The organism is Mycobacterium lentiflavum, assembly GCF_022374895.2.
In the GTDB taxonomy this organism is placed as follows: domain Bacteria; phylum Actinomycetota; class Actinomycetes; order Mycobacteriales; family Mycobacteriaceae; genus Mycobacterium; species Mycobacterium lentiflavum.
Window position 1 is genome coordinate 4,487,404 of sequence record NZ_CP092423.2, and the last position, 21,286, is coordinate 4,508,689.

The window sequence follows — 21,286 nt, forward strand, 5'->3', positions numbered from 1 at the left end:
GGTCCCGGCCGCTTCTAAGCCGATTGGGCGTGGGTTTCGGGCTCGGAATGCGCGGCCAGGTAGTCGCGCAAAGCCTGACGTCCGCGGTGGATCCGGCTGCGGACGGTACCCAGCTTGACGCCCAAGGTGGCGCCGATCTCTTCGTAGGACAGGCCTTCGATGTCGCACAGCACCACGGCGGCACGAAACTCCGGCGGCAGCGAGTCCAGCGCGGCCTGCAGGTCGGGTCCCAGGCGCGCGTCGTGGTAGATCTGCTCCGGGTTCGGCTCGTCGGCCGGGACCCGGTCATAGTCCTCCGGCAGCGCTTCCATCCGGATGCGGGCGCGCCGGCGCACCATGTCAAGGAACAAATTCGTGGTGATGCGGTGCAGCCAGCCCTCGAAGGTTCCGGGCTGATAGTTCTGCACCGACCGGAACACCCGGATGAATGTCTCCTGGGTCAAGTCCTCGGCATCTTGCTGGTTACCCGAAAGCCGGTAGGCCAGCCGGTACACCCGGTCGGCGTGCTGACGCACCAACTCGTCCCACGACGGCATCGTCGTCTTGTCCCCGGTCGCGTCGAACACTGCGGTGCCCTGCAAGCCGTCCGCCGGCTCGACCCATTCGTCGTCCGGGAGTTCCTGGGCGTGCGACATGGTGTTCGGGCTTAAAAGAGTGGTGTTGATCGAATCCTCCGAATGATGTGCCCTGCCGACTAGCGGCAGTTCGTCATCGGCAACACGCAGTTGCCAATCTGTATTCCCCGCCCAACGTCCTCCGCGTTCCATACCGTCACCGTCGCCTACCGGCGTATGCGCGGCATAGGAGCAATCTGAGGTTTGGCTGAGAAACCTTATCGTTACCTGCCATAAGCAGGGCATACCCGCGGCGGAGTGACTTACGCCGCCCCGGCATGGCCGGGCGTGTCGGAAACGGCTGGACTCGCCGCGCGCCTGACGGACTGCGCGAGCGCATGGAATACGCTGCGGGCATGGACGGCACCGACGAAGAAACCCCCGGCCAGGCGTTCCCCAGTCGGGCCGAATCGCTCTCCGCGCACGCGGAGGAGTCGATATCCGAGGACGCGATCCTGGCCGCCGCCCGGGAACGCTCCGTCGACATCGGCGCCGGGGCGGTGACACCCGCGGTGGGGGCGCTGCTGAGCCTGCTGACCAAGCTCAGCGGCGGCAAGGCCGTCGCGGAGGTGGGCACCGGCGCCGGAGTCAGCGGACTCTGGTTGTTGTCGGGGATGAGCGACGACGGCGTGCTGACCACGATCGATATCGAGCCCGAGTATTTGCGGCTGGCCAAGCAGGCCTTCTCCGAAGCCGGCATCGGCCCGTCGCGCACCAGGCTGATCAGCGGCCGCGCCCAAGAGGTGCTCACCCGGCTCGCCGACGAGTCTTATGACCTGGTGTTCGTCGACGCCGACCCGATCGATCAGCCGGATTACGTCGTCGAAGGCGTACGGCTGCTGCGATCCGGCGGGATCATCGTCGTGCACGGCTCGGCGCTGGGCGGGCGGGCCGGCGATCCCTCCGCGCGCGACGCCGAAGTGGTCGCGGTCCGGGAGGCGGCCCGTCTGATCGCCGAGGACGAGCGGCTGACGCCCGCGCTGGTGCCGCTCGGTGACGGCGTGCTGGCCGCGGTCCGCGACTAGCCGCGCCTTTCGCCCTTCGCCCGTCGCCCGTCGCCCGTCGGACTTCGCCCTTCGGACCAATAGGCGACCTTCACGAGCGATATCGCCGGCGATATCGCATATCCGGATCGGATGGTGGCCGCGACGGGGGCTGATGTGGCCCGATCGCACGCGAGCCGGCATCGGGGCGATTTCTTTTACGCATCCCTTACGGGGCGCCCCCTTGACCGTCGACTGAACACGCGTTTAATGTACTGAACATGCGTTCAGTCGACCTGACCGCCGCCGCCCGGATTCGGGATGCGGCGATCGAGCAATTCGGCCAACACGGCTTCGGGGTGGGACTGCGCAGCATCGCGGAGGCCGCGGGTGTGAGCGCTGCACTGGTCATTCATCACTTCGGGTCGAAGGAAGGCCTGCGCAAGGCCTGCGAGGACTACATCGCCGAAGAGATCTACAACAGCAAGTCAGAGGCGCTGCGATCCAACGACCCGGCAACCTGGTTCGCGCAGATGGCCGAGATCGAGGCCTACGCACCGCTGATGGCTTACCTGGTGCGCAGCATGCAAACCGGTGGCGAGCTGGCGAACATGCTGTGGCGCAGGATGATCGACAACACGTACGACTACATGGAGGAGGGCGTGCGGGCCGGGACGATCAAACCCAGCCGCGATCCGCATGCCAGGGCCCGATATCTCGGCATCACCGGCGGCGGCGGGTTTCTGCTCTACCTCCAAATGCACGACACCCCAACAGATTTGCGGGCCGTCCTGCGCGACTACGCCCGTGAGATGGTGCTGCCCGCCTTGGAGATCTACACCGAAGGCCTGATGACGGACCGCACTATGTATGACGCATTTCTGGCCGCCGATGATCAAGGAGAATCCCATGGCAGTTGATAGCGTCGCGCCCATCGAAATCCGAGACCTCACCAAGAACTTCGGTACGGTACGGGCACTGGACGGCCTCGACCTGACGGTGCGTCAAGGTGAAGTACACGGCTTTCTCGGCCCCAACGGCGCCGGCAAGTCCACCACCATCCGCATTCTGCTGGGCCTGGTGAAGGCCGACGGCGGAAGCGTGAAACTGCTCGGCGGCGACCCGTGGACCGATGCCGTCGAATTGCACCGTCAAATCGCTTATGTGCCAGGTGATGTCACGCTCTGGCCATCGCTGACCGGCGGCGAGACCATCGATCTGCTGGCCCGCATGCGCGGCGGCATCGACGACGTGCGACGCCGAGAGCTGATCGAGCGCTTCGACCTCGACCCGACCAAGAAGTCGCGCACCTACTCCAAGGGCAACCGCCAGAAGGTCTCCCTGATATCGGCCTTCTCGTCGCGGGCCAGCCTGCTGCTGTTGGACGAGCCCAGCAGCGGCCTGGACCCATTGATGGAGAACATCTTTCAGCAGTGCGTCGCCGAGGCGCGCGACCGTGGCGTAACGGTCTTGCTGTCCAGCCACATCCTGGCCGAAACCGAAGCGCTGTGTCAGACGGTGACCATCATCCGGGCCGGCCGGACCATCGAGAGCGGTTCGCTGGACTCGATGCGGCATCTCAGCCGTACCTCCATCAAGGCCGAAATGATCAGTAGCCCTGGCGATCTCAGTCGAATCAAGGGGGTTGAGGACGTCAGCTTCGAGGGGAAAACGTTGCGCGCACAGGTCGACAGCGAAAGCCTCGGGGAACTCATCCGGGTGCTGGGCGACGCCGGGGTGCGCAGCCTGGTCAGCCAGCCACCGACGCTCGAGGAGCTCTTCTTGCGCCACTACAACACCGGACGCAGCGAAAAGAAGGTCTCGGCATAATGAGCACTGTCGCACTGCAGCGTCCGGAACATGCTGCCCCGCAACGTGGTTCAGAATTCACTGGCACACTGGGCATGCTGCGCCTGTATCTGCGCCGCGACCGGATCTCGCTACCCCTGTGGATTCTGCTGCTGTCGCTGCCGTTGGCAACGGTCTACATCGGAAGCATCGAGAAGGTCTATCCCAGCCAGGCGGCCCGCGCCGGGTTCGCGGCGACCATCATGGCCAGCCCGGCCCAGCGCGCCCTCTACGGGCAGGTCTACAACGACAGCCTTGGCGCTGTGGGCATTTGGAAAGCCGGGATGTTCCACGTGCTGATCGCGGTCGCGGTCATTCTGACGGTGATCCGGCACACCCGGGCCGACGAGGAAAGCGGCCGGACCGAGCTGGTGGACTCGACCGGGGTAGGACGATACGCCAGCCTGACCGCGGCGCTGATCCTGTCGTTCGGCGCCTCGATCGCCACCGGCGCGATCGGCGCGGCGGGATTGCTGACCACCAACGTCCCGTCCGGCGGATCGCTGGCATTCGGCGCCGCGCTGGCCGGCTCCGGCGTGGTGTTCACGGCGGTGGCCGCGGTGACGGCGCAGCTGTCGGCGAGCGCGCGATTCGCCCGTGGTGCCGCCTTTGCGGTGCTGGGAGCCGCATTCACGCTGCGCGCCATCGGCGACGCCGGCTCGGGCAGGCTGTCCTGGTTTTCACCGCTGGGCTGGTCGCTCCAGGTGCGGCCGTACGCGGGCGATCGCGGGTGGGTGCTGCTGCTGCATCTGGTCACCGCGATCGCTCTCACCGCCGTGGCGTATCGGCTGCTGGCCGGGCGCGACGTCGGCGCGGGACTCATCGCCGAACGAGCCGGCCCGGCCACCGCCGCACCATGGCTGAGCAACGTCTTCGGGCTGACCTGGCGGCTGGACCGCGGCGCGCTGCTGCTGTGGACGGTGGGCCTGTGCCTGTACGGCCTGGTGATGGGCAGCGTCGCGCACGGCATCGGCGATGAGATCGGCGGCGGCGTGGCACGCGACATCGTCGCGAGGATGGGCGGCACCTCCGCGCTGGAAGAGGCTTTCATCGCGGTGGCGTTCAACATGATGGGCATGGTGGCCGCCGCCTTCGCCGTCTCGCTCACATTGCGACCGCACCAGGAAGAGGCCGGCCTGCGCGCCGAGACGACGCTGGCCGGTGCGGTGTCCCGAGCTCGTTGGCTGGCAAGCCATTTAGTGGCAGCCCTGCTGGGGTCAGCGGCGGCGATGCTGGTCGCCGGCGCAGCGGGCGGACTGCTTTACGGCGTCGCGGCCGGCGACATCGGCGCCAAGCTGGCCGTCGTGATCGGCACCGCGGCCGTGCAGTTGCCGGCCGTCTGGCTGGCGCCGGCCGTCACCGTCGTAATCTTCGGTGTGGCACCACGATTCACACCGGTGGCGTGGGGCGTGTTGATCGCGTTCATCGCCCTGTATCTGATCGGCTCCCTGGCCGGCTTCCCGCAGTGGGTCCTTGATCTCGAGCCCTTCGCACACGCGCCACGGGTCGGCGGCGACTTCACCGCCGTACCGCTAATGTGGCTGCTGGTCATCGACACGGCGCTGATCACGTTGGGAATCATGGCCTTTCGCCGACGAGATTTACGCAGTTAGGCGTCATGAAAACCGGGATTCGCCTGGCGGCATCGTCGGTGCTGGGAACAATCGCTTTGGGGGCGATCCTGTTCGCGCCCGCCGGAACGCTGGACTATTGGCAGGCTTGGGTTTTCATCGCTGTGTTCACGACTGCCACGCTAGTCCCCAGCATCTATTTAGCCCGGACCAATCCGGCTGCCCTGCAGCGACGCATGCACGCCGGGCCACGCGCGGAGACCAGACCGGCCCAGAAAATCATCATCGTCGCATCGTTTCTCACCCTTTTCGCGACGATGGCGTTCAGCGCGCTCGACCATCGGTTCGCCTGGTCGCCGGTGCCCGCATGGCTCTGCGTACTCGGCGATGTGCTGGTGGTGGCCGGACTGGGGGTCGCCCAGCTTGTGATCGTCCAAAACAGTTATGCCGCAGCTAATATCACCGTTGAAGCGGGCCAGACATTGACCACCGACGGCCTCTATGGATTCGTGCGGCATCCGATGTATGCCGGGGACACGGTCATGATGATCGGTATGCCCCTGGCGCTCGGCTCCTATTGGGGGCTGTTGTTCGTCGTCCTGGGCGCCGCGACGCTGGTGCTGCGCATTCTGGACGAGGAAAGAATGCTCACCGGGGAAATGCCCCGATACCGCGAGTACACGCAGCAGGTGCGCTATCGGCTGCTGCCCTACGTCTGGTAGCGCGAAGAACTAGACCCAGACGCCCTTGCCGACCGCGACCACGCCGCCGGAGCTGATCGCGAAGCGCTCCCGGTCCTTCTCCAGATCCACCCCGACCATTTCGCCGGGTCCGATCACGACGTTCTTGTCCAGAATCGCGTGGCGCACCACCGCGCCACGACCCACCCGGGCGCCGGGCATGATCACGCTGCCCTCGACGATCGCGCCGTCGTCGACCACCACGTTCGACGACAACACCGAGTTGCGCACCGAGGCTGCCGAGATGATGCTGCCCGCACCGACGACCGACTCCTGGGCGGAGCCACCGTTGACGAACTTCGCCGGCGCCAGGTTCTCCGTGGCGCCACGAATCGGCCAGCGCCGGTTGTAGAGATTGAACACCGGGTGCACCGACACCAGGTCCATGTGCGCGTCGTAAAACGCGTCCAGCGTCCCGACGTCACGCCAGTAGGCCCGGTCCCGGTCGGTGGCGCCGGGGACCTCGTTGTCGTTGAAGTCGTACACCGCGGCCATCCCGTCGTCCACCAGGCGAGGAATGATGTTGCCACCCATGTCGTGATCGGATTGGTCGTCGTCGGCGTCGGCGCGAATCGCGTCGACGAGCACCTTGGTGGTGAAGATGTAGTTGCCCATCGAGGCGAACGTCGTCTCAGGGTCATCGTGGGTGCCCGGCGGCTCCAGCGGCTTCTCGACGAAACTGCGGATCCGGCCGGAGTCGTCGGAGTCGATGCAACCGAATGCGGAGGCCTCGGTGCGCGGCACCCGGATGCCGGCGACGGTCGCGCCGGCCCCGCTGTTGATGTGGAAGTGGACCATCTGCTCGGGGTCCATCCGGTACACGTGGTCGGCACCGAAAACCACTATGTAGTCCGGGTCTTCGTCATAGATCAGGTTGAGGGATTGGTAGATCGCGTCGGCGGAGCCGGTGTACCAGCGCGGGCCGAGGCGCTGCTGGGCCGGCACCGGGGTGATGTACTCACCGGCCAGACCGGACAACCGCCAGTTCTGCGAAATGTGACGGTCAAGTGAATGCGACTTGTACTGTGTGAGAACGCAGATCCGCAAGTATCGGGCATTGACGAGGTTGGACAGCACGAAGTCGATCAGGCGATAAGCGCCGCCAAAGGGAACTGCGGGCTTGGCCCGGTCTGCGGTCAGCGGATACAGCCGCTTGCCCTCACCGCCGGCCAGGACGATGCCCAGCACGTGTGGTGCTTCCCTCATGACTCCAAACCTATCGGCCGGCACGAACCGCTGCCAGGGGTAATCCTCCTGGCCGCCGTTGCGACGGGCTGTCCGTCAAGGCATTTGGCAAACTTGACCGCCGCTCACCGTAATCGATTGTGCCGCCCGGCGCGCGGCGGCGGCGCCGGGGGAATTCACCAGCCGGTTTTCCATCCGACTCGCGAGCGGCGTCGCAAGCGAACTACGGTGCGGTGTATGCGGGTGGCAATGATGACTCGGGAGTACCCACCGGACGTCTACGGGGGAGCCGGCGTACACGTCACCGAGCTCGTGGCCCAACTGCGCCGACTGTGCACGGTCGACGTGCACTGCATGGGTGCACCGCGCCCCGGCGCCAGCGCCCACGAGCCCGACCGGCGCTTGCGCGACGCCAACGCGGCACTGTCCACGCTGTCGACGGATCTGGTGATGGCAAACGCCGCGGCCCAGGCCACGGTGGTGCATTCGCATACCTGGTACACCGGCATGGCCGGGCACCTCACCGCGACGCTCTACGACATCCCGCACATCCTGACGGCGCATTCGCTGGAACCGCTACGGCCGTGGAAGGCCGAACAGCTCGGCGGTGGCTACCGGATCTCGTCCTGGGTGGAGCGCACCGCAGTGCTGGCGGCCGACGCCGTGATCGCGGTGAGTTCCGGCATGCGCGAGGACGTGCTGCGGGTCTACCCGACGCTGGATCCCAGCCAGGTGCACGTCGTGCGCAATGGCGTCGACAGCGACGTGTGGTATCCGGCCGGACCGGCGGACACCGGGTCGGTGCTGGCCGAGCTCGGCGTCGATCCGAACCGGCCGATGGTGGCGTTCGTCGGGCGGATCACCCGGCAGAAGGGGGTCGGCCATTTGGTCGCTGCCGCGCACCACTTCAGCCCGGACGTGCAACTGGTGCTGTGCGCCGGCGCGCCCGATACCCCGGAGATCGCGGACGAAGTACGCACCGCGGTAGCCGAGCTCGCCAGCGTCCGCACGGGCGTGTTCTGGATCCGGGAAATGCTTCCCGTCGCGGAATTACGCGAAATACTTTCGGCGGCGACAGTTTTCGTGTGCTCATCGGTGTACGAGCCGTTGGGCATCGTCAATCTGGAGGCGATGGCCTGTGCGACCGCGGTGGTGGCCTCTGACGTCGGCGGAATTCCCGAGGTGGTCGTGGACGGTGTCACCGGTTCGCTGGTGCATTACGACGCCGACGACGCAAGCGGTTACCAGACGGGATTGGCAAAAGCGGTCAATGAACTCGTCGCGGACCCGGCGAAGGCCGAGCGCTACGGACGCGCCGGACGCCGGCGTTGCATCGACGAATTCTCCTGGGCGCACGTGGCTGAGCAGACGCTAGAGATCTACCGAAAGGTGTGTTCTTAGCTGCCCTCGGACGCCCGGGGGACTTAGCTGGTGACGCCTTTGAGTTCGTCGCCCAGGGCGGCGGCTTCGTCGGGCGTCAACTCGACGACGAGACGGCCACCACCTTCAAGTGGTACCCGCATTACGATGCCGCGCCCCTCCTTAGTCGCTTCCAGAGGACCGTCTCCGGTCCGGGGCTTCATCGCCGCCATCGAGTGCTCCCTCCAGATTCGAGTTGGCCCGTCCTCGCGAGCCTGGTCGGCGGCGAGCTAGTCCCGCCAGCGGATTTCCAGCCATACCCGACTTTGAACTGCCAAATCACCCCCCCATTGTTCCCTATTCCGCTCACTAAATGCACAAGACCCGTCCGTAACACCGTCCGCGGGGGTTTGGAGCGTGGTTTGCCGGGCCTATCGCCCGAGCCCTCATCGTGGTGAGGGAACCCAGCAATTACGGACGTGGTCGTCGACCATCCCGGTCGCCTGCATCAGCGCGTACGCGGTGGTGGGGCCCACGAACCGGAATCCACGGCGTTTGAGTTCCTTCGCCATGGCCTTGGATTCGTCGGTAGCGGAAGGGATTTCGGATTCGGAGGCGGGACGGGGCCGCGCCGGCGGCGCGAACGACCACAGCAGGTCGGACAGGTCTTCCGCGGATCCCAATTCGACCGCCGCGCGTGCGTTGGCAATCGTCGCGTCGATCTTGGCCCGGTTGCGGACGATGCCGGCGTCGGCCATCAACCGCTGCACATCGGCGTCGGTAAAGCCCGCCACCTTTTCGATCTCGAACCCGGCGAAGGCACGGCGGAAATTCTCGCGTTTGCGCAGGATCGTCAGCCAGGACAGGCCGCTTTGAAAGGCCTCCAGGCTCATCCGCTCGAACAGTGCCACCCCGCCACGCAGCGGGCGTCCCCACTCCTGGTCGTGATAGTCGCGGTACATCTCGAAGTCGGGCCCGGGCCGGCCCACCGCCCAGCTGCAGCGAAGCCGCCCGTCATCGGTCACGCCGGATCCTCACCCGGGGTGTCCTCGCCGTGGGCCGCGTCGACGGCCTGGTTGCCCGCTGCCGTCCCGGCCGCGCTGACCGCCGCCAGCTGACCCCGCAGCGCCTCGAGCTCGCGGGCCAGCCGATCCAGCACCCAGTCGACCTCGCTGGTCTTGTATCCGCGCAGCACCTGGGTGAACTTGACCGCGTCGACGTCGGTGCCCGTGACACCGTAAGCGGGCAGCACCGTCGCCGTCGTCCCCCGCGGCAGGGGCGGCAACTGCTCACCACGCCCGAACAGCAGGCTCGCCGCGCCGAACAGCACGATCGCCACCAGCACCAACACCACGATGTAGAGCAAGACCAACGCCACGGAATCGATAGTGCCCTATACCGCCGACAGGCCGGGGAGCGTGGGCCCTATTGAGGCCTAACCCCGTTCATCGGTGGCCGGTCGGCCAGCGACACCGGACGGGTGTGCTGGGTGTAGCCCTCGCCGTCGGCGAAGAACTGCGTCAGCCCGACCCCGGAGTCGGTGATGCCGCAGCGCGAGAGCAGGGTCGCGATGACCTGACGGCTCATCGCGCCCAGCTCGGCCAGCGGCCGGTTGCGGTGCGCCCGTACACCCAGATTGACCTGGGCGATCGCGTCCAGCCCCAACCGGTCGAAGGTGTCGACCAGCAGGCCGATCTCCACGCCGTAGCCCGGGGCGAACGGCAACGAGGTCAGCAGTTCGCGGCTGGCCGCGTATTCGCCGCCGAGGGGCTGCAGCACGCAGCCCAGCTCCGGTCGCAGCGCCGCCAGCAAGGGCCGGGCCACCAACTCGGTGACCCGCCCGCCGCCGGTGGCCGCGTCGCCGCCGGTACCACCCGGGTCGCTGACGTTCAGCGGTCGCCGGTAGAAGCTTTTGACCAGGTGAATGCCCTCGCCGATCAGCAGGGGACCCAGCAGCCACGGGACGAACATCGGGTGCGGGTTGATCAGGTCGGAGTCGACGAACACCACGATGTCGCCGCTGGTCACGGCCAGCGAACGCCACAACGCCTCACCCTTGCCCGGCCGGGTCGCGACCTCGGGCAACGCCTGCTCGCGGCTGACGACGCGGGCGCCGGCCGCAATGGCGCGGATCTCGGTCTCGTCGGTGGAGCCGGAGTCCAGCACGATCAGCTCGTCGACCAGCCCGCCACCGTCTCGGACCAGCGGCGAGATGCTGCCGACCACCGAGGCGATGGTTTGTTCCTCGTCGAGGGCCGGCAGCACCACCGAGACGGTTCGCCCGCCCTTGGCCTCTTCCAGTTGCTTGATCGTCCAGGTGGGACGGCTCCAGCTGCGATGCGACAGCCACTGCCGCGCCGCGGCGGCCCCGCTGCCGGTCAGCTCCCCGGCGACCAGGTCGGATGCCGTCATGCCAGTCCTCTCACGGTGCGTGCCGGCGGCCGGATGCCCTGGATGGAGGCGACCATTTCCAGCACCCGTCGCGTCTCGGCGACCTGATGCACCCGAAATACGCGCACTCCGGCGGCCGCTGCCAGCGCGGTCGCTGCCAGTGTCCCCTCAAGCCGTTCGGTCAGTTCCACACCCAGAGTCTCCCCGACGAAGTCCTTGTTGCTCAAAGCCATGAGCACGGGCCATCCGGTATTAACAAGTTCGCTCACGTGGCGCAACAGGATCAACCCGTGAAAGGTGTTCTTGCCCATGTCGTGCGTCGGGTCGATCAGCACCCGGTCGGGTGCCACTCCGGCGGCGACCGCCCGCTCGGCAGCGCCGGTGACCTGACGGATCACGTCGTCGACCACGCCGCGCGTGGTGGTGCCGAAGCTCACCCGGAACGGACGGGTGCGCGGCCGCGCACCGCCGGTGTGCGAACACACCAGGCCCACCCCGAGCTCCGCGGCGACCTCCGGCAGGGCCGGGTCGACGCCGGCCCAGGTGTCGTTGATCAGGTCCGCGCCGGCCGCGCAGGCCAGTCGGGCCACCTCGGAGCGCCAGGTGTCGACGCTGATCAGCTGGTCCGGGTAGGCGCCCCGCAACCATTCGATGAACGGCACCAGCCGGGCGATCTCCATGTCCGCGTCGACGTCGTCGCCCGGGCCCGCCTTGACCCCACCCACGTCGATGAGGTCGGCACCGTCGGCGACGGCCCGGTGGACGGCGGCCCGGGCGGCTTCGTCGCTGAAGGTCGCGCCCTTGTCGAAGAACGAGTCCGGTGTGCGGTTGATGATCGCCATGACCAGCGCGCGATCCCCCGCCACGGGTCGGCCGCACAGAGTTGACTGCACACGTCCATAGTGCCTGGTCCGTCGCTGGCCGGTGCGCTCCCCCAAGGCCTCAGCCTTGCGGTCGCTTACCGCCTCGACCTGATTGGCCGGTGCGCTCCCCCAATGCCTCAGCCTTGCGGTCGCTTACCGGCTCGACCTGATTGGCCGGTGCGCTCCCCCAAGGCCTCAGCCTTGCGGTCGCTTACCGGCCGCGACCTCGTCCGGGTATTCGTCGTAGTACGGCACATAGCCCTCGTCGCGGCCGGCCAGCACGTAGAGCGGATCCGCCACGTCGGGCCCGTAGGCCTGCTCGCGCAACTCCACCTTGCGGCTCTTGAACGTCGTGGTGTGCTCGAGCGTCTTGACCACGCGGATGAACAGCGGCAGCGCGTAGGCCGGCAGCTGCCCGTACACCGCACTGGCCAGCGCCTTGCCGTCGAACTGCGCGCCCTCGCGCAACTGGACCGCGGCCATCCCGGCACGTCCCCCGGTGTTCGGCACTTCAACGCCGAACACGGTGCACTCCTCGACAGCCTGGTCCGACGCCATCGCCGCTTCGACCTGCGTGGTGGCGACGTTCTCGCCCTTCCACCGGAAGGTGTCGCCGAGCCGGTCGACGAACGCGGCGTGCCGCATGCCCTGCGGGCTCATCACATCGCCGGAGTTGAAGTAACAGTCGCCGTCGCGGAAAGCGTTGCGCACCAACTTCTTTTCGCTCGACGCCTGGTCGGTGTAGCCGTCGAACGGCTGCAGCCGGTTGACCGGGCTGAGTAGTAGACCGGGTTGACCGGCCGCTACCTTGCGTACCCGGCCGTTCTCGTCGCGTAACGGGTCCCCGGTGTCGGGGTCGTATTCCACATACACCAGCGGCATCGGCGCGATGCCCGTGGAACCGGGCACGTTGAAGATGTTGATGAAGGCCGTGTTGCCCTCGCTGGACGCGTAGAACTCACATACCCGCGAGATGCCGAACCGTTGGGTGAAATCCTTCCAGATCTCCGGGCGCAAGCCGTTGCCGGCGATCAGGCGCACCTGGTGTTTGCGGTCGGTGTCCTTCGGCGGCTGGTTGAGCAGATAACGGCAGATCTCGCCGATGTAAATGAACGCAGTGGCCTGACTCTCGATCGCCTCGTCCCAGAACCGGGAGGCCGAGAACGACTTACCCAGCGCCAGCGTCGCCCCGGAGTTGATCGCCGACGACAGCGCCACCGTCAGCGCGTTGTTGTGGTACAGCGGCAGGCAGCTGTACAGGGTGTCGGAGCCCTTCAGCCGCAGCCCCAGTCCGCCGAACGCCGCCAGGGCCTTGAGCCAGCGCAGATGCGTCATCACGCTGGCCTTGGGGAACCCGGTGGTGCCCGACGTGAAGATGTAGAAGGCGGTGTCGCGGGCCTGCACGGCCCCCACCGAATCCGGGTTGGTGGCGGCCGCGCCGACCGCGAAGCGCTCCAGGTCTTCGATCGTCAGCGTGTTGGCGGTGGCCGCGGAACCGGACTCGGCGACTGCGCTGACCAGGTCCGTCTCCGCGATCAGCACCTTGGCGTCGAGCAATCCAAGGCTGTGCGCGAGCACCTCACCACGCTGGTGGTGGTTGAGCATTCCGGCGACGGCCCCGCACTTGACCGTGGCCAGCATGGCCAGCACCGTGTTGGGCGAGTTGCGCAGCATGATCCCGACGACGTCGCCGTGGCCGACTCCGCGCGCGGCCAGCACCGCGGCATACCGGTTGGCAGCCGCGTTGGCCTCGCGGTAGGTCAGCTTCTGGTCACCGAAGCGCAGGAAGACCTTGTCGCCGTAGCGGGCGGCGCGGTCCTGGAACACGCTGCCGATCGACCGGTGCGAGCCCGGCTGGGCCAATAGCCCGGTCGCCGCGCCGCGAAGGATGACCCGCAGGTCGGCCAGGACGCCCGGTAGTCCCGACGCGATGTCGGCCAGGCCGATCCGTCTGCGTGCTCCCCCGGCGTGATCGGACACGTGCTCCCTCGATTCCCCTTGACGCAGCCGACCTCAGACAGGGGCGCACGCCTCGATTGCGTCATACACCTTATCGACCAGCACCAGCGTGTCCATCGCCACCTGCGCGATGTACCCGCGGTCAACCAAGTCGTTCAGCCAGACCAATAAGCCCTCGTAGTGTCCCCAGGTGTCCAGCAGCACCACGGGCTTGTCATGCATACCCAGCGAGCCCGTCGTCCACGCCTCGAACAGCTCGTCAAGCGTGCCGATTCCACCGGGCAGCGCGATGAAGGCGTCGGAACGTTCTTCCATGATCCGCTTCCGGTCGCGCATGTCGTCGGTGACGATCAGCTCGCTGGCGTTCTCGTCGGCAAGTTCGCGGCGCACCAACTGGCGCGGGATGATGCCGACCGTCTTGCCGCCGCGGGCGCGCGCCGCACTGGCCACCGCGCCCATCGCCGAAATGTCGCCGCCGCCCCACACCAGGGTCCAGCCGCGGTCGGCGATCGCTTCGCCGAGTTCGCTAGCCAAATCAAGCAATTCGGGATGTGTCGGGCCGGACGCGCAGTAGACGCAGACCGCCCATTCGGGTGCGGATTCGCCGTCGGGGCGCATACCCGCCAAGGTAGACCAAAGCCCTTCGAACCGTGCACATATGGGGCTTTCGCGCCAGCTAGTCACCGGCGGGACACCGCGCCGCAATAAAATTCGGCGATGCCGATTCGATGGAACGTCCCACAGCACGCGTCCACGTTGGAACGACTAAATTCCGCTCTGGGTGACGGGTCGCGGCGCGGTGCGGTGGTGCTCGGTCCCGACGGTGTCGGCAAGTCGACCTTGGCGCGGTTGGCCGCCGAGAACTTCGCCGGCGGCAACCCGAGCACTTTCATCCGCTGGGTCACGGGCACCCCGACCGAGCGCGTCGTCCCGTTCGGCGCCTTCAGCCATATCGTGGACTTCTCCAGTTTCGGGGCCGACATCGGGAAGCCGGCCGCGTTGCTGCGGGCGGCCCGGGCATCGTTGAGCGGCGACACGCAGGGCGATCTGCTGCTGATCGTCGACGACGCTCACAATCTGGACATCCTGTCGGCCACCCTCGTGTACCAGCTGGCGCTGGCCGGCACCGCCCGGATGGTCGTCACCGCCCGCGCGGACGCCGCACCGGAGGCGATCGCCGCGCTGTGGACCGACGACCTGCTGGAGCGCATCGACGTCGACCCGCCCGGCGAGGCCACCAGCACGGCCGAGGTCGACACCTTCATCGCCGAGCTGCCCGCGGCCGCGCGGACGGTGCTCGACTATCTCGCCGTCGAGGAGCCGCTGTCGCTGGCCGATCTCACCGCGCTGGCCGGCGACGGCGCGGTCAGCGAAGCGCAGGAGTGGGGCGCGGCCGAAACCCGAGTGCGCGACGGGCACGCCGTGGCGGCATCTCCTGGCCGCGGAGGAGATCCGGTCGTCTACACCGCCCACCCGCTGTTCTCCGAGCGGGCGCGGGCCGCGCTGGGCGCCGACGGTGCCCGGCGGCGGCGCACCCAGTTGGTCGAGCTGCAGTCCCGGGATCCGTCGGATCACCTCAGCGACCGGCTGCGGCTGGCGTCCCTGGCGCTGGACAGCGATGCCCCGCAGCCGGTGGCCGAGGTCATCGACGCCGCACAGCAGGCGCTGCGGCTGGGTGATCTGACGCTGGGCGAGCGATTCGCCCGCTCCGCGCTGGCGCGCTGCCCGGACGGCCAGGCACTGGCCGCGCTCCTGCCGCTGGCGAATTCGCTGGCGTTTCAGGGCCGGGGCCGAGAGGCAGAGGAGCTGCTGGCCGCCGTCGACTCCGCCACATTGTCCGAAGAAGAACTGATGGCCTGGACCCTGCTTCGGGCGGCCAACCAGTTCTTCATGCTCAGCGAGCCGGAGCGGGCCACCGCGTTCCTGCTGACCATCCGCAATCGGGTCGACGACGTCGCTGGACGCCTCACCCTCGACGCGCTCAGCGCCACCTTCGCGATGAATGCGGGCAACCTCGAGGGTGCCGTCCAGATCGCGCACCGGGTGCTGGACTCACCGGCCGCCGACGACCAGGCGGTGGCCTGGGCCGCCAGCGCGGCCACGCTGTGTTCGGCGCGCCAAGGCCGGTTCGCCGACGTCGAACCGCTGGCACAGCGGGCGCGCAACGCCGAGCACCCCGGGCTGCTGCGGTTCACGGTCGGCCTGGGCGAGACGACAACCCTGCTGATGGCGGGCCGGGTCGAAACGGCGACCGAACTGGCGCAGCAATTCACCGATTTCGCCGAATTGCAGCAGCCCGGCCGGGCGATCGGCGAGGTGCTGCTCGCGCACATGCTGATCGCCGCCGGCCGGTTCGCCGAAGCCGCCGCGCTGTTGGGCCCGGCGGCCGCGGCCCTGGAACGCACCGGCTACTCCTGGGGGCCGCTGTCGCTGATGCTGCTGGCCACGGCGCTGGCCCAGCAGGGCGACATCGCGGCCGCAGCAAAAGCCATGAGCAGAGCGGAATCTCGGCATGGCACCAAGTCGGCTCTGTTCAGCCCCGAGCTGGGCGTGGCCCGGGCCTGGCGGCTGGCCGCCGCGCGCGACTCGCACGGCGCGATCTCAGCCGCCCGCGACGCGGCCCGGATGGCCGAACGGCGCGGGCAGTCGGCGGTGGCGCTTCGGGTCTGGCACGAGGCCGTCCGCCTTGGCGACATCCGCGCGGTGGATCCGCTGGCCCGGCTGTGCGACGAGGTCGACTGCGTGGCGGCACGGCTCGCGCTGGCTCATGCCAAGGCGCTGGCGACCAACGACGCGGACGCGCTGCGCGCGGTGGCCGAGGAGCTGACGGCGGTCGGTCTGCACGCGGCGGCCGCCGACGCGGCCGCGCAGGCCCAGCAGCGCGCTTAGCCGCCCAGGTAGCCCCGGAGCATGTCCACAGCGGCGGTGATCGCGGCGACGGCTACCCGCTCGTCGCGGGTGTGCGCCAGATTGGGGTCGCCGGGCCCGAAGTTGACCGCCGGGATGCCCAGCGCGGCGAATCGGGACACGTCCGTCCAGCCGTACTTGGCGCGCACCTGTCCACCGGCGGCCTCGACGAGCGCCTGGGCGGCCGGCTGCGACAAGCCGGGTAGCGCTCCCGCCGCTCCGTCGGTCTGTTCGATCCGCACGTCGATCCCGTCCAGCACGTCGTGCACGTGTTGCAGCGCCTCGGTGAGCGACCGGTCGGGGGCGAAGCGGTAATTGACCGTGACCGAGGCGGCGTCGGGAACGACGTTGCCGGCTACGCCGCCGTCCACCCGCACCGCCGAGAGGCCTTCGCGGTATTGGCAACCGTCGATGTCGACGGTCCGAGCCTGGTAGGCGGCCAACCGGTCCAGCACTGTACCCAGTTTGTGAATTGCGTTGTCGCCCAACCACGACCGCGCCGAGTGAGCGCGGGTTCCGGTGGCGCTGACCACAACTCGCAGCGTGCCCTGGCAGCCGGCCTCGATGTAGCCGCCGGTGGGCTCGCCCAGGATCGCGACGTCGGCGGCCAGCCAGTCCCGCAGCTCGCGCTCGATGCGGCCCAAACCGTTTGCGGCCGCGTCGATTTCCTCGCAGTCGTAGAGCACCAGCGTCAGATCGTGTGCCGGTTCGGCCACCGTGGCGGCCAGATGCAGAAAGACGGCGTCGCCGGATTTCATGTCCGAGGTGCCGCAGCCGTACAGCACGCCGCCCTCCGCGCCAATGCAGCGACGGCTGGGCAGGTTCTCGGCGACCGGGACCGTGTCGAGATGGCCGGCCAGCAGCACCCGCGACGGCAGGTTTCGCTGGGTGCGCGCCAGCACCGCGTTGCCGTTGCGGACGATCTCGAAGCCGGCGGTCTGCGCACGCAGCGCGGCCTCGACCTCGTCGGCGATGCGTGCTTCGTCTCGCGACTCGCTGGGGATGTCGACCAGCGCCGCGGTCAACTCGATCGGATCGGAATGCAAGTCCAGCACGCAACCAGGCTATCCGTCTGCTCGGCGCGGCAAGTAACCTGACCGCCGTGACTGGAGCTGCAGGTATCGGGTTGGCGACACTGGCCTCCGATGGATCGATCCTCGACACGTGGTTTCCCGCACCGGAACTGACGGAGTCGGACACCGGCGGCACGTCGCGCCTGGCGCTGTCCGATGTTCCGCCGGAGCTGGCTGCACTGGTCGGACGCGACGACGACCGCCACACCGAAACCGTGGCCGTGCGCACGGTCATCGGCTCACTCGACGATGTGGCCGCCGACGCCTACGACGCCTACCTACGGCTGCATCTGCTGTCTCACCGCCTGGTCGCGCCGCATGGGCTGAACGCCGGCGGCTTGTTCGGGGTATTGACCAACGTGGTGTGGACCAACCACGGACCCTGTGCGATCGAGGGTTTCGAGTCGGTCCGCGCGCGGCTGCGCCGCAAGGGACAGGTGACCGTGTACGGCGTTGACAAGTTCCCGCGGATGGTCGACTACGTGCTGCCCACTGGGGTCCGCATCGCCGACGCCGATCGGGTGCGCCTGGGCGCGCACCTCGCGTCCGGCACCACCGTGATGCACGAAGGTTTCGTCAACTACAACGCCGGCACGCTGGGCACGTCGATGGTCGAAGGCCGCATCTCGGCCGGCGTGGTGGTGGGCGACGGCTCCGACATCGGCGGCGGCGCGTCGATCATGGGCACCCTGTCCGGCGGTGGAACCGAAGTCATTTCGATCGGCAAGAGGTGTCTGCTCGGCGCCAACGCGGGCCTGGGCATCTCACTGGGCGACGACTGCGTCGTCGAAGCCGGCCTGTATGTCACAGCCGGCACCAAAGTCATTACACCCGAAGGCAAAACGATGAAGGCACTCGAGCTGTCCGGCGGCAACAATCTGTTGTTCCGCCGCAATTCGGTCAGCGGTGCCGTGGAAGTGGTGGCCCGCGGCGGTCAGGGCGTTGCGCTCAACGAGGACCTGCACGCCAATTGAGCTACAGCGACGTCCCGCGGGTTTCCGGCAGCAGATAAGTCGAGACCAGGCTGGTCAACGCGAGAGTAGCCAGCATGACCCCGATCGACCAGCTGCCGTAGGTTGCCAGCAGCGTCCCGGCGATCAGCGGCGGCAGCGCCCCACCGAAGACGCCGGCCAGATTGATCGCCAGTGCCGAGCCGCTGTAGCGGTAGCGGGTGGCGAAGAGTTCGGGGAGAAAGGCTCCGATGGGTCCGCTGCCGATCCCGGAGATCGCGAAGATGCCGACTATCGCAACCGCGTACAACGCCTTGTTGCCGGTGTCGATCAGGGGGATCACCAGGAACGCCCACGGCACACAGGCCGCCCAGCCCGCCAACATGATGCGGCGCCGGCCGAATCGATCGCTCAGAATGGCCGACGCGATCACCGACGCGATGCTCACCAGACCGCTCAGCACGCCGACCGACCAGATGAAGCCGCGCGTATAGCCCAGGTGTGTGTGCGCATACATCGTGAAATATGTGTTGCCCATGTAGCAGAACGCCATCGTGCACAGCACACTGCCGGCGGCCAACAGGATCTCGCGGCCCTGCAGGCGAAACACCTCGGCCAGCGGCGCTTTCGGCACCAGATCGCGTGACTTCTCCTCGGCGAACACCGGAGTCTCGTCGATGTTGAGCCGCACGTACAACGCCAGTGCGATCAGCACCGAGCTGAGCAGGAACGGGATCCGCCATCCCCACTGCAGGAACTCGGGGCTGTATTCGCCGATCGTGACGTTCACGCCGAGGAAGGTCAGGCTGCTCAGCACTCCGGCGACACCGCCGCCCAGCAGGGTGAACATGCCGTATAGACCACGTCGGCCGCCCGGGGCGTATTCGGCGCTCAGCAACGCCGACCCGGCCCATTCGCCGCCCACCGCAAACCCCTGCAGCAACCGCAGCCCCATCAGGATCAGCGGCGCCGCCATCCCGATGGACGCGGTGCTGGGAACCAGGCCGACGCTGACGGTGGCCACGGCCATGATCAGCAACGTGGAGACCAGCGTCTTCTTGCGGCCCAGCCGGTCGCCGAAGTACCCGAAGACGGCCGCGCCGACGGGCCGCGACAAAAATGCCGTGGCGAACGTTCCCATCGAGGCGATCATCGCCACGCCGGGTGTGAGGTTCGGAAAGAACACGGCGGGAAACACCAGTGCCGCCGCGGTGCCATAGATCAGGAAGTCGTAGAACTCGATTGCCGAGCCGACCAGACACGAGATCGCGACCCGCGCCATCGGGGTGGCGGGCGATTGGTCCGCGATCGTCGTCGCAGCACCCGCCGGGCGGATCGAGTCACCCATGGCACATCCTTACCTGTCCCTGTGTTTGCCTGCATACCAGAAACGGCGCTACGTCTCCTCGGACAGCAACTGCTTCTTGACGACCTTGCCCATCGCGTTGCGCGGCAACGCGTCCACGAACCGCACCTCGCGCGGCCGTTTGTGTATCGAAAGGTCCTGAGCGACATAGTTAATCAGCTCATCGGTGTTGAGATCGGAAGCGCCGACCACGAATGCGACGATGCGCTGGCCCAGGTCGTCGTCGGGCATTCCGACAACGGCCGCTTCCTGCACGCCAGGATGCCCCAACAGCGAGGTCTCGATTTCACCTGCGCCAATGCGATATCCGCCCGATTTGATCAGGTCAACCGATTCGCGGCCGACGATGCGGTGCATTCCCTCGCCGTCGATGACCGCGACATCGCCGGTCTGGTACCAACCGTCGGCATCGAAAACCTCCGCGGTGGCCTCCGGCCGATTCAGGTATCCGTCGAACAGGGTTGGGCCCCGAACCGCAAGCTTGCCAACGGTTTCCCCGTCATGCGCAACTGGGTCGCCTTCGTCGTCGAGCAGCCTGGTCTCGACGCCACTCAGCGGCAGGCCGACCCAGCCCGGGCGGCGCTCGCCGTCAGCCCGCGTGGACACCGTGATCAACGACTCCGAGGCGCCGTAGCGTTCGATGGGCCGATGCCCGGTCAGCTGTTCCAGCCGGTCGAACACCGGTACCGGAAGCGCAGCGCTGCCGGACACCAGCAGCCGTGCCGAACGCAATGTCTCGGCCGCCGCCTGATCGGCCGCCACCCGCGACCACACCGTCGGCACCGCGAAGTACAGGGTGCCACCGGACTCCGTGTGGGCCTTCGCATAGCCGGCCGGCGTCGGTTTTCCGGTGTGTACGAAGCGATTTCCGATCCGCAGCGACCCCAGCAGGCCCAGCACCAAGCCGTGGATGTGAAACAGCGGCAAGCCGTGCACCAGTACATCGTCGGGAGTCCACTGCCAAGCCTGGGCCAGCGCATCCAGGTCGGCGGCGATCGCGCGGCGGCTCACCACGACGCCCTTGGGCGCCCCCGTGGTGCCGGAGGTGTAGATGACCAACGCGGTGGCCTCGGGCGCCGGCTCGGGATAGCGATGCCAGGAGCGCGCGTGCAGTCGTACCGGGATGTGCGGCAGCCCTTCGGGCTCGTCAGGCTCAGGTCCCAACCAGGCCTGCGCACCGGAGTCGGTCAGCATGTGCTTGCGTTCGGCCGCGCCGACATCCGAGGGCACCGGCACGAACGGGACGCCGGCGATCAGGCAGCCGGTGACCGCCAGCACGGTCGACACGCTCGGGGTGGCCAGGACCGCGACCCGGTCCGCCCCGGCGACGCGTTCGGCCACCGACGTGGCACCGCCGACCAGGTCGCTGCGACTCAATACGGTGCCGTCGATCGTGACCGCGTCGGGGATGTCGGTGGCGGTCACGGCAGCGTGATTCAGCGATGCGAGCAGCACCTCAGCAGGCTACCGAGACTTG

Annotated in this window: 20 protein-coding genes; 8 read left to right on the forward strand and 12 right to left on the reverse strand. The window is 67.7% G+C overall.

The features are described from left to right. Positions 1 to 14: 14 nt before the first annotated feature. Complete coding sequence (gene sigE, locus MJO58_RS20795) at positions 15 to 767, reverse strand: RNA polymerase sigma factor SigE (protein WP_090605415.1); 753 nt, start codon at positions 765 to 767, stop codon at positions 15 to 17. Between the two features lie 203 nt (positions 768 to 970). On the opposite strand from sigE, the gene MJO58_RS20800 reads away from it, so the two are divergent. The 5 genes from MJO58_RS20800 (at position 971) to MJO58_RS20820 (ending at position 5,738) form a co-directional block, all read left to right on the forward strand. Beyond that, positions 971 to 1,639: an O-methyltransferase gene (locus MJO58_RS20800; RefSeq protein ID WP_090609529.1), complete on the forward strand. Its 669-nt coding sequence runs from the start codon at positions 971 to 973 to the stop codon at positions 1,637 to 1,639. Positions 1,640 to 1,878: 239 nt separating this feature from the next. Further along, positions 1,879 to 2,517, forward strand: a complete 639-nt coding sequence (locus MJO58_RS20805) for a TetR/AcrR family transcriptional regulator (protein ID WP_239720808.1) — start codon at positions 1,879 to 1,881, stop codon at positions 2,515 to 2,517. Then, positions 2,507 to 3,427, forward strand: coding sequence for an ABC transporter ATP-binding protein (locus MJO58_RS20810; protein ID WP_090605421.1), 921 nt, complete (start codon positions 2,507 to 2,509; stop codon positions 3,425 to 3,427). The genes MJO58_RS20805 and MJO58_RS20810 overlap by 11 nt, the downstream gene beginning before the upstream one ends. Further along, positions 3,427 to 5,058, forward strand: a complete 1,632-nt coding sequence (locus MJO58_RS20815) for an ABC transporter permease (protein WP_239720809.1) — start codon at positions 3,427 to 3,429, stop codon at positions 5,056 to 5,058. Before MJO58_RS20810 ends, MJO58_RS20815 begins: the two co-directional genes overlap by 1 nt. Before the next feature lie 5 nt (positions 5,059 to 5,063). Continuing rightward, a complete protein-coding gene (locus MJO58_RS20820) occupies positions 5,064 to 5,738 on the forward strand; it encodes a methyltransferase family protein (protein ID WP_090605425.1) in 675 nt (224 codons plus the stop codon). A gap of 9 nt (positions 5,739 to 5,747) precedes the next feature. Here the strand turns inward: MJO58_RS20820 and glgC are convergent, their stop codons facing one another. Beyond that, positions 5,748 to 6,962 carry a glucose-1-phosphate adenylyltransferase gene (glgC, locus tag MJO58_RS20825; protein ID WP_239720810.1) on the reverse strand — a complete coding sequence of 405 codons (1,215 nt, stop codon included), beginning with the start codon at positions 6,960 to 6,962 and terminating at the stop codon, positions 5,748 to 5,750. A gap of 216 nt (positions 6,963 to 7,178) precedes the next feature. Between glgC and glgA the strand changes: the two genes are divergently transcribed. Further along, the gene (gene glgA / locus MJO58_RS20830; RefSeq protein ID WP_239720811.1) at positions 7,179 to 8,342 is read left to right on the forward strand and encodes a glycogen synthase; all 1,164 of its coding nucleotides are present in this window, start codon (positions 7,179 to 7,181) and stop codon (positions 8,340 to 8,342) included. 23 nt (positions 8,343 to 8,365) lie between these two features. On the opposite strand, the gene MJO58_RS20835 is transcribed toward glgA, so the two are convergent. The 7 genes from MJO58_RS20835 to log all read right to left on the reverse strand — a co-directional run bounded on the left by MJO58_RS20835 (position 8,366) and on the right by log (position 14,131). After that, positions 8,366 to 8,533 carry a DUF3117 domain-containing protein gene (locus MJO58_RS20835; RefSeq protein ID WP_003406247.1) on the reverse strand — a complete coding sequence of 56 codons (168 nt, stop codon included), beginning with the start codon at positions 8,531 to 8,533 and terminating at the stop codon, positions 8,366 to 8,368. A gap of 213 nt (positions 8,534 to 8,746) precedes the next feature. Then, positions 8,747 to 9,262, reverse strand: coding sequence for a DNA-3-methyladenine glycosylase I (locus MJO58_RS20840; RefSeq protein ID WP_434086383.1), 516 nt, complete (start codon positions 9,260 to 9,262; stop codon positions 8,747 to 8,749). 59 nt (positions 9,263 to 9,321) lie between these two features. After that, on the reverse strand, positions 9,322 to 9,678 hold the full coding sequence (locus MJO58_RS20845) for a DivIVA domain-containing protein (RefSeq protein ID WP_090605436.1): 357 nt from the start codon (positions 9,676 to 9,678) through the stop codon (positions 9,322 to 9,324). Positions 9,679 to 9,725: 47 nt separating this feature from the next. Beyond that, positions 9,726 to 10,712, reverse strand: coding sequence for a glucosyl-3-phosphoglycerate synthase (locus tag MJO58_RS20850; RefSeq protein ID WP_239720814.1), 987 nt, complete (start codon positions 10,710 to 10,712; stop codon positions 9,726 to 9,728). Beyond that, positions 10,709 to 11,533: a dihydropteroate synthase gene (folP, locus tag MJO58_RS20855; protein WP_090609530.1), complete on the reverse strand. Its 825-nt coding sequence runs from the start codon at positions 11,531 to 11,533 to the stop codon at positions 10,709 to 10,711. Before folP ends, MJO58_RS20850 begins: the two co-directional genes overlap by 4 nt. A gap of 216 nt (positions 11,534 to 11,749) precedes the next feature. After that, positions 11,750 to 13,534, reverse strand: coding sequence for a long-chain-acyl-CoA synthetase FadD6 (gene fadD6, locus MJO58_RS20860; protein ID WP_239720816.1), 1,785 nt, complete (start codon positions 13,532 to 13,534; stop codon positions 11,750 to 11,752). A gap of 33 nt (positions 13,535 to 13,567) precedes the next feature. Beyond that, a complete protein-coding gene (gene log / locus MJO58_RS20865) occupies positions 13,568 to 14,131 on the reverse strand; it encodes a cytokinin riboside 5'-monophosphate phosphoribohydrolase (RefSeq protein ID WP_090605444.1) in 564 nt (187 codons plus the stop codon). A 99-nt stretch (positions 14,132 to 14,230) separates the two neighbouring features. On the opposite strand from log, the gene MJO58_RS20870 reads away from it, so the two are divergent. Further along, a complete protein-coding gene (locus MJO58_RS20870; RefSeq protein WP_239720817.1) occupies positions 14,231 to 16,402 on the forward strand; it encodes an AAA family ATPase in 2,172 nt (723 codons plus the stop codon). Here MJO58_RS20870 and dapE read toward each other — a convergent pair. Then, the gene (gene dapE, locus MJO58_RS20875; RefSeq protein ID WP_239720819.1) at positions 16,399 to 17,475 is read right to left on the reverse strand and encodes a succinyl-diaminopimelate desuccinylase; all 1,077 of its coding nucleotides are present in this window, start codon (positions 17,473 to 17,475) and stop codon (positions 16,399 to 16,401) included. The genes MJO58_RS20870 and dapE overlap by 4 nt on opposite strands. Before the next feature lie 38 nt (positions 17,476 to 17,513). On the opposite strand from dapE, the gene dapD reads away from it, so the two are divergent. Further along, the gene (dapD, locus tag MJO58_RS20880) at positions 17,514 to 18,467 is read left to right on the forward strand and encodes a 2,3,4,5-tetrahydropyridine-2,6-dicarboxylate N-succinyltransferase (RefSeq protein WP_090609531.1); all 954 of its coding nucleotides are present in this window, start codon (positions 17,514 to 17,516) and stop codon (positions 18,465 to 18,467) included. Between the two features lies 1 nt (position 18,468). On the opposite strand, the gene MJO58_RS20885 is transcribed toward dapD, so the two are convergent. After that, complete coding sequence (locus tag MJO58_RS20885; RefSeq protein WP_090609532.1) at positions 18,469 to 19,725, reverse strand: MFS transporter; 1,257 nt, start codon at positions 19,723 to 19,725, stop codon at positions 18,469 to 18,471. A gap of 114 nt (positions 19,726 to 19,839) precedes the next feature. Further along, positions 19,840 to 21,264 (reverse strand): acyl-CoA synthetase, encoded by a 1,425-nt coding sequence (locus MJO58_RS20890; protein WP_239720820.1) that lies wholly within the window; start codon positions 21,262 to 21,264, stop codon positions 19,840 to 19,842. Positions 21,265 to 21,286: the final 22 nt, after the last annotated feature.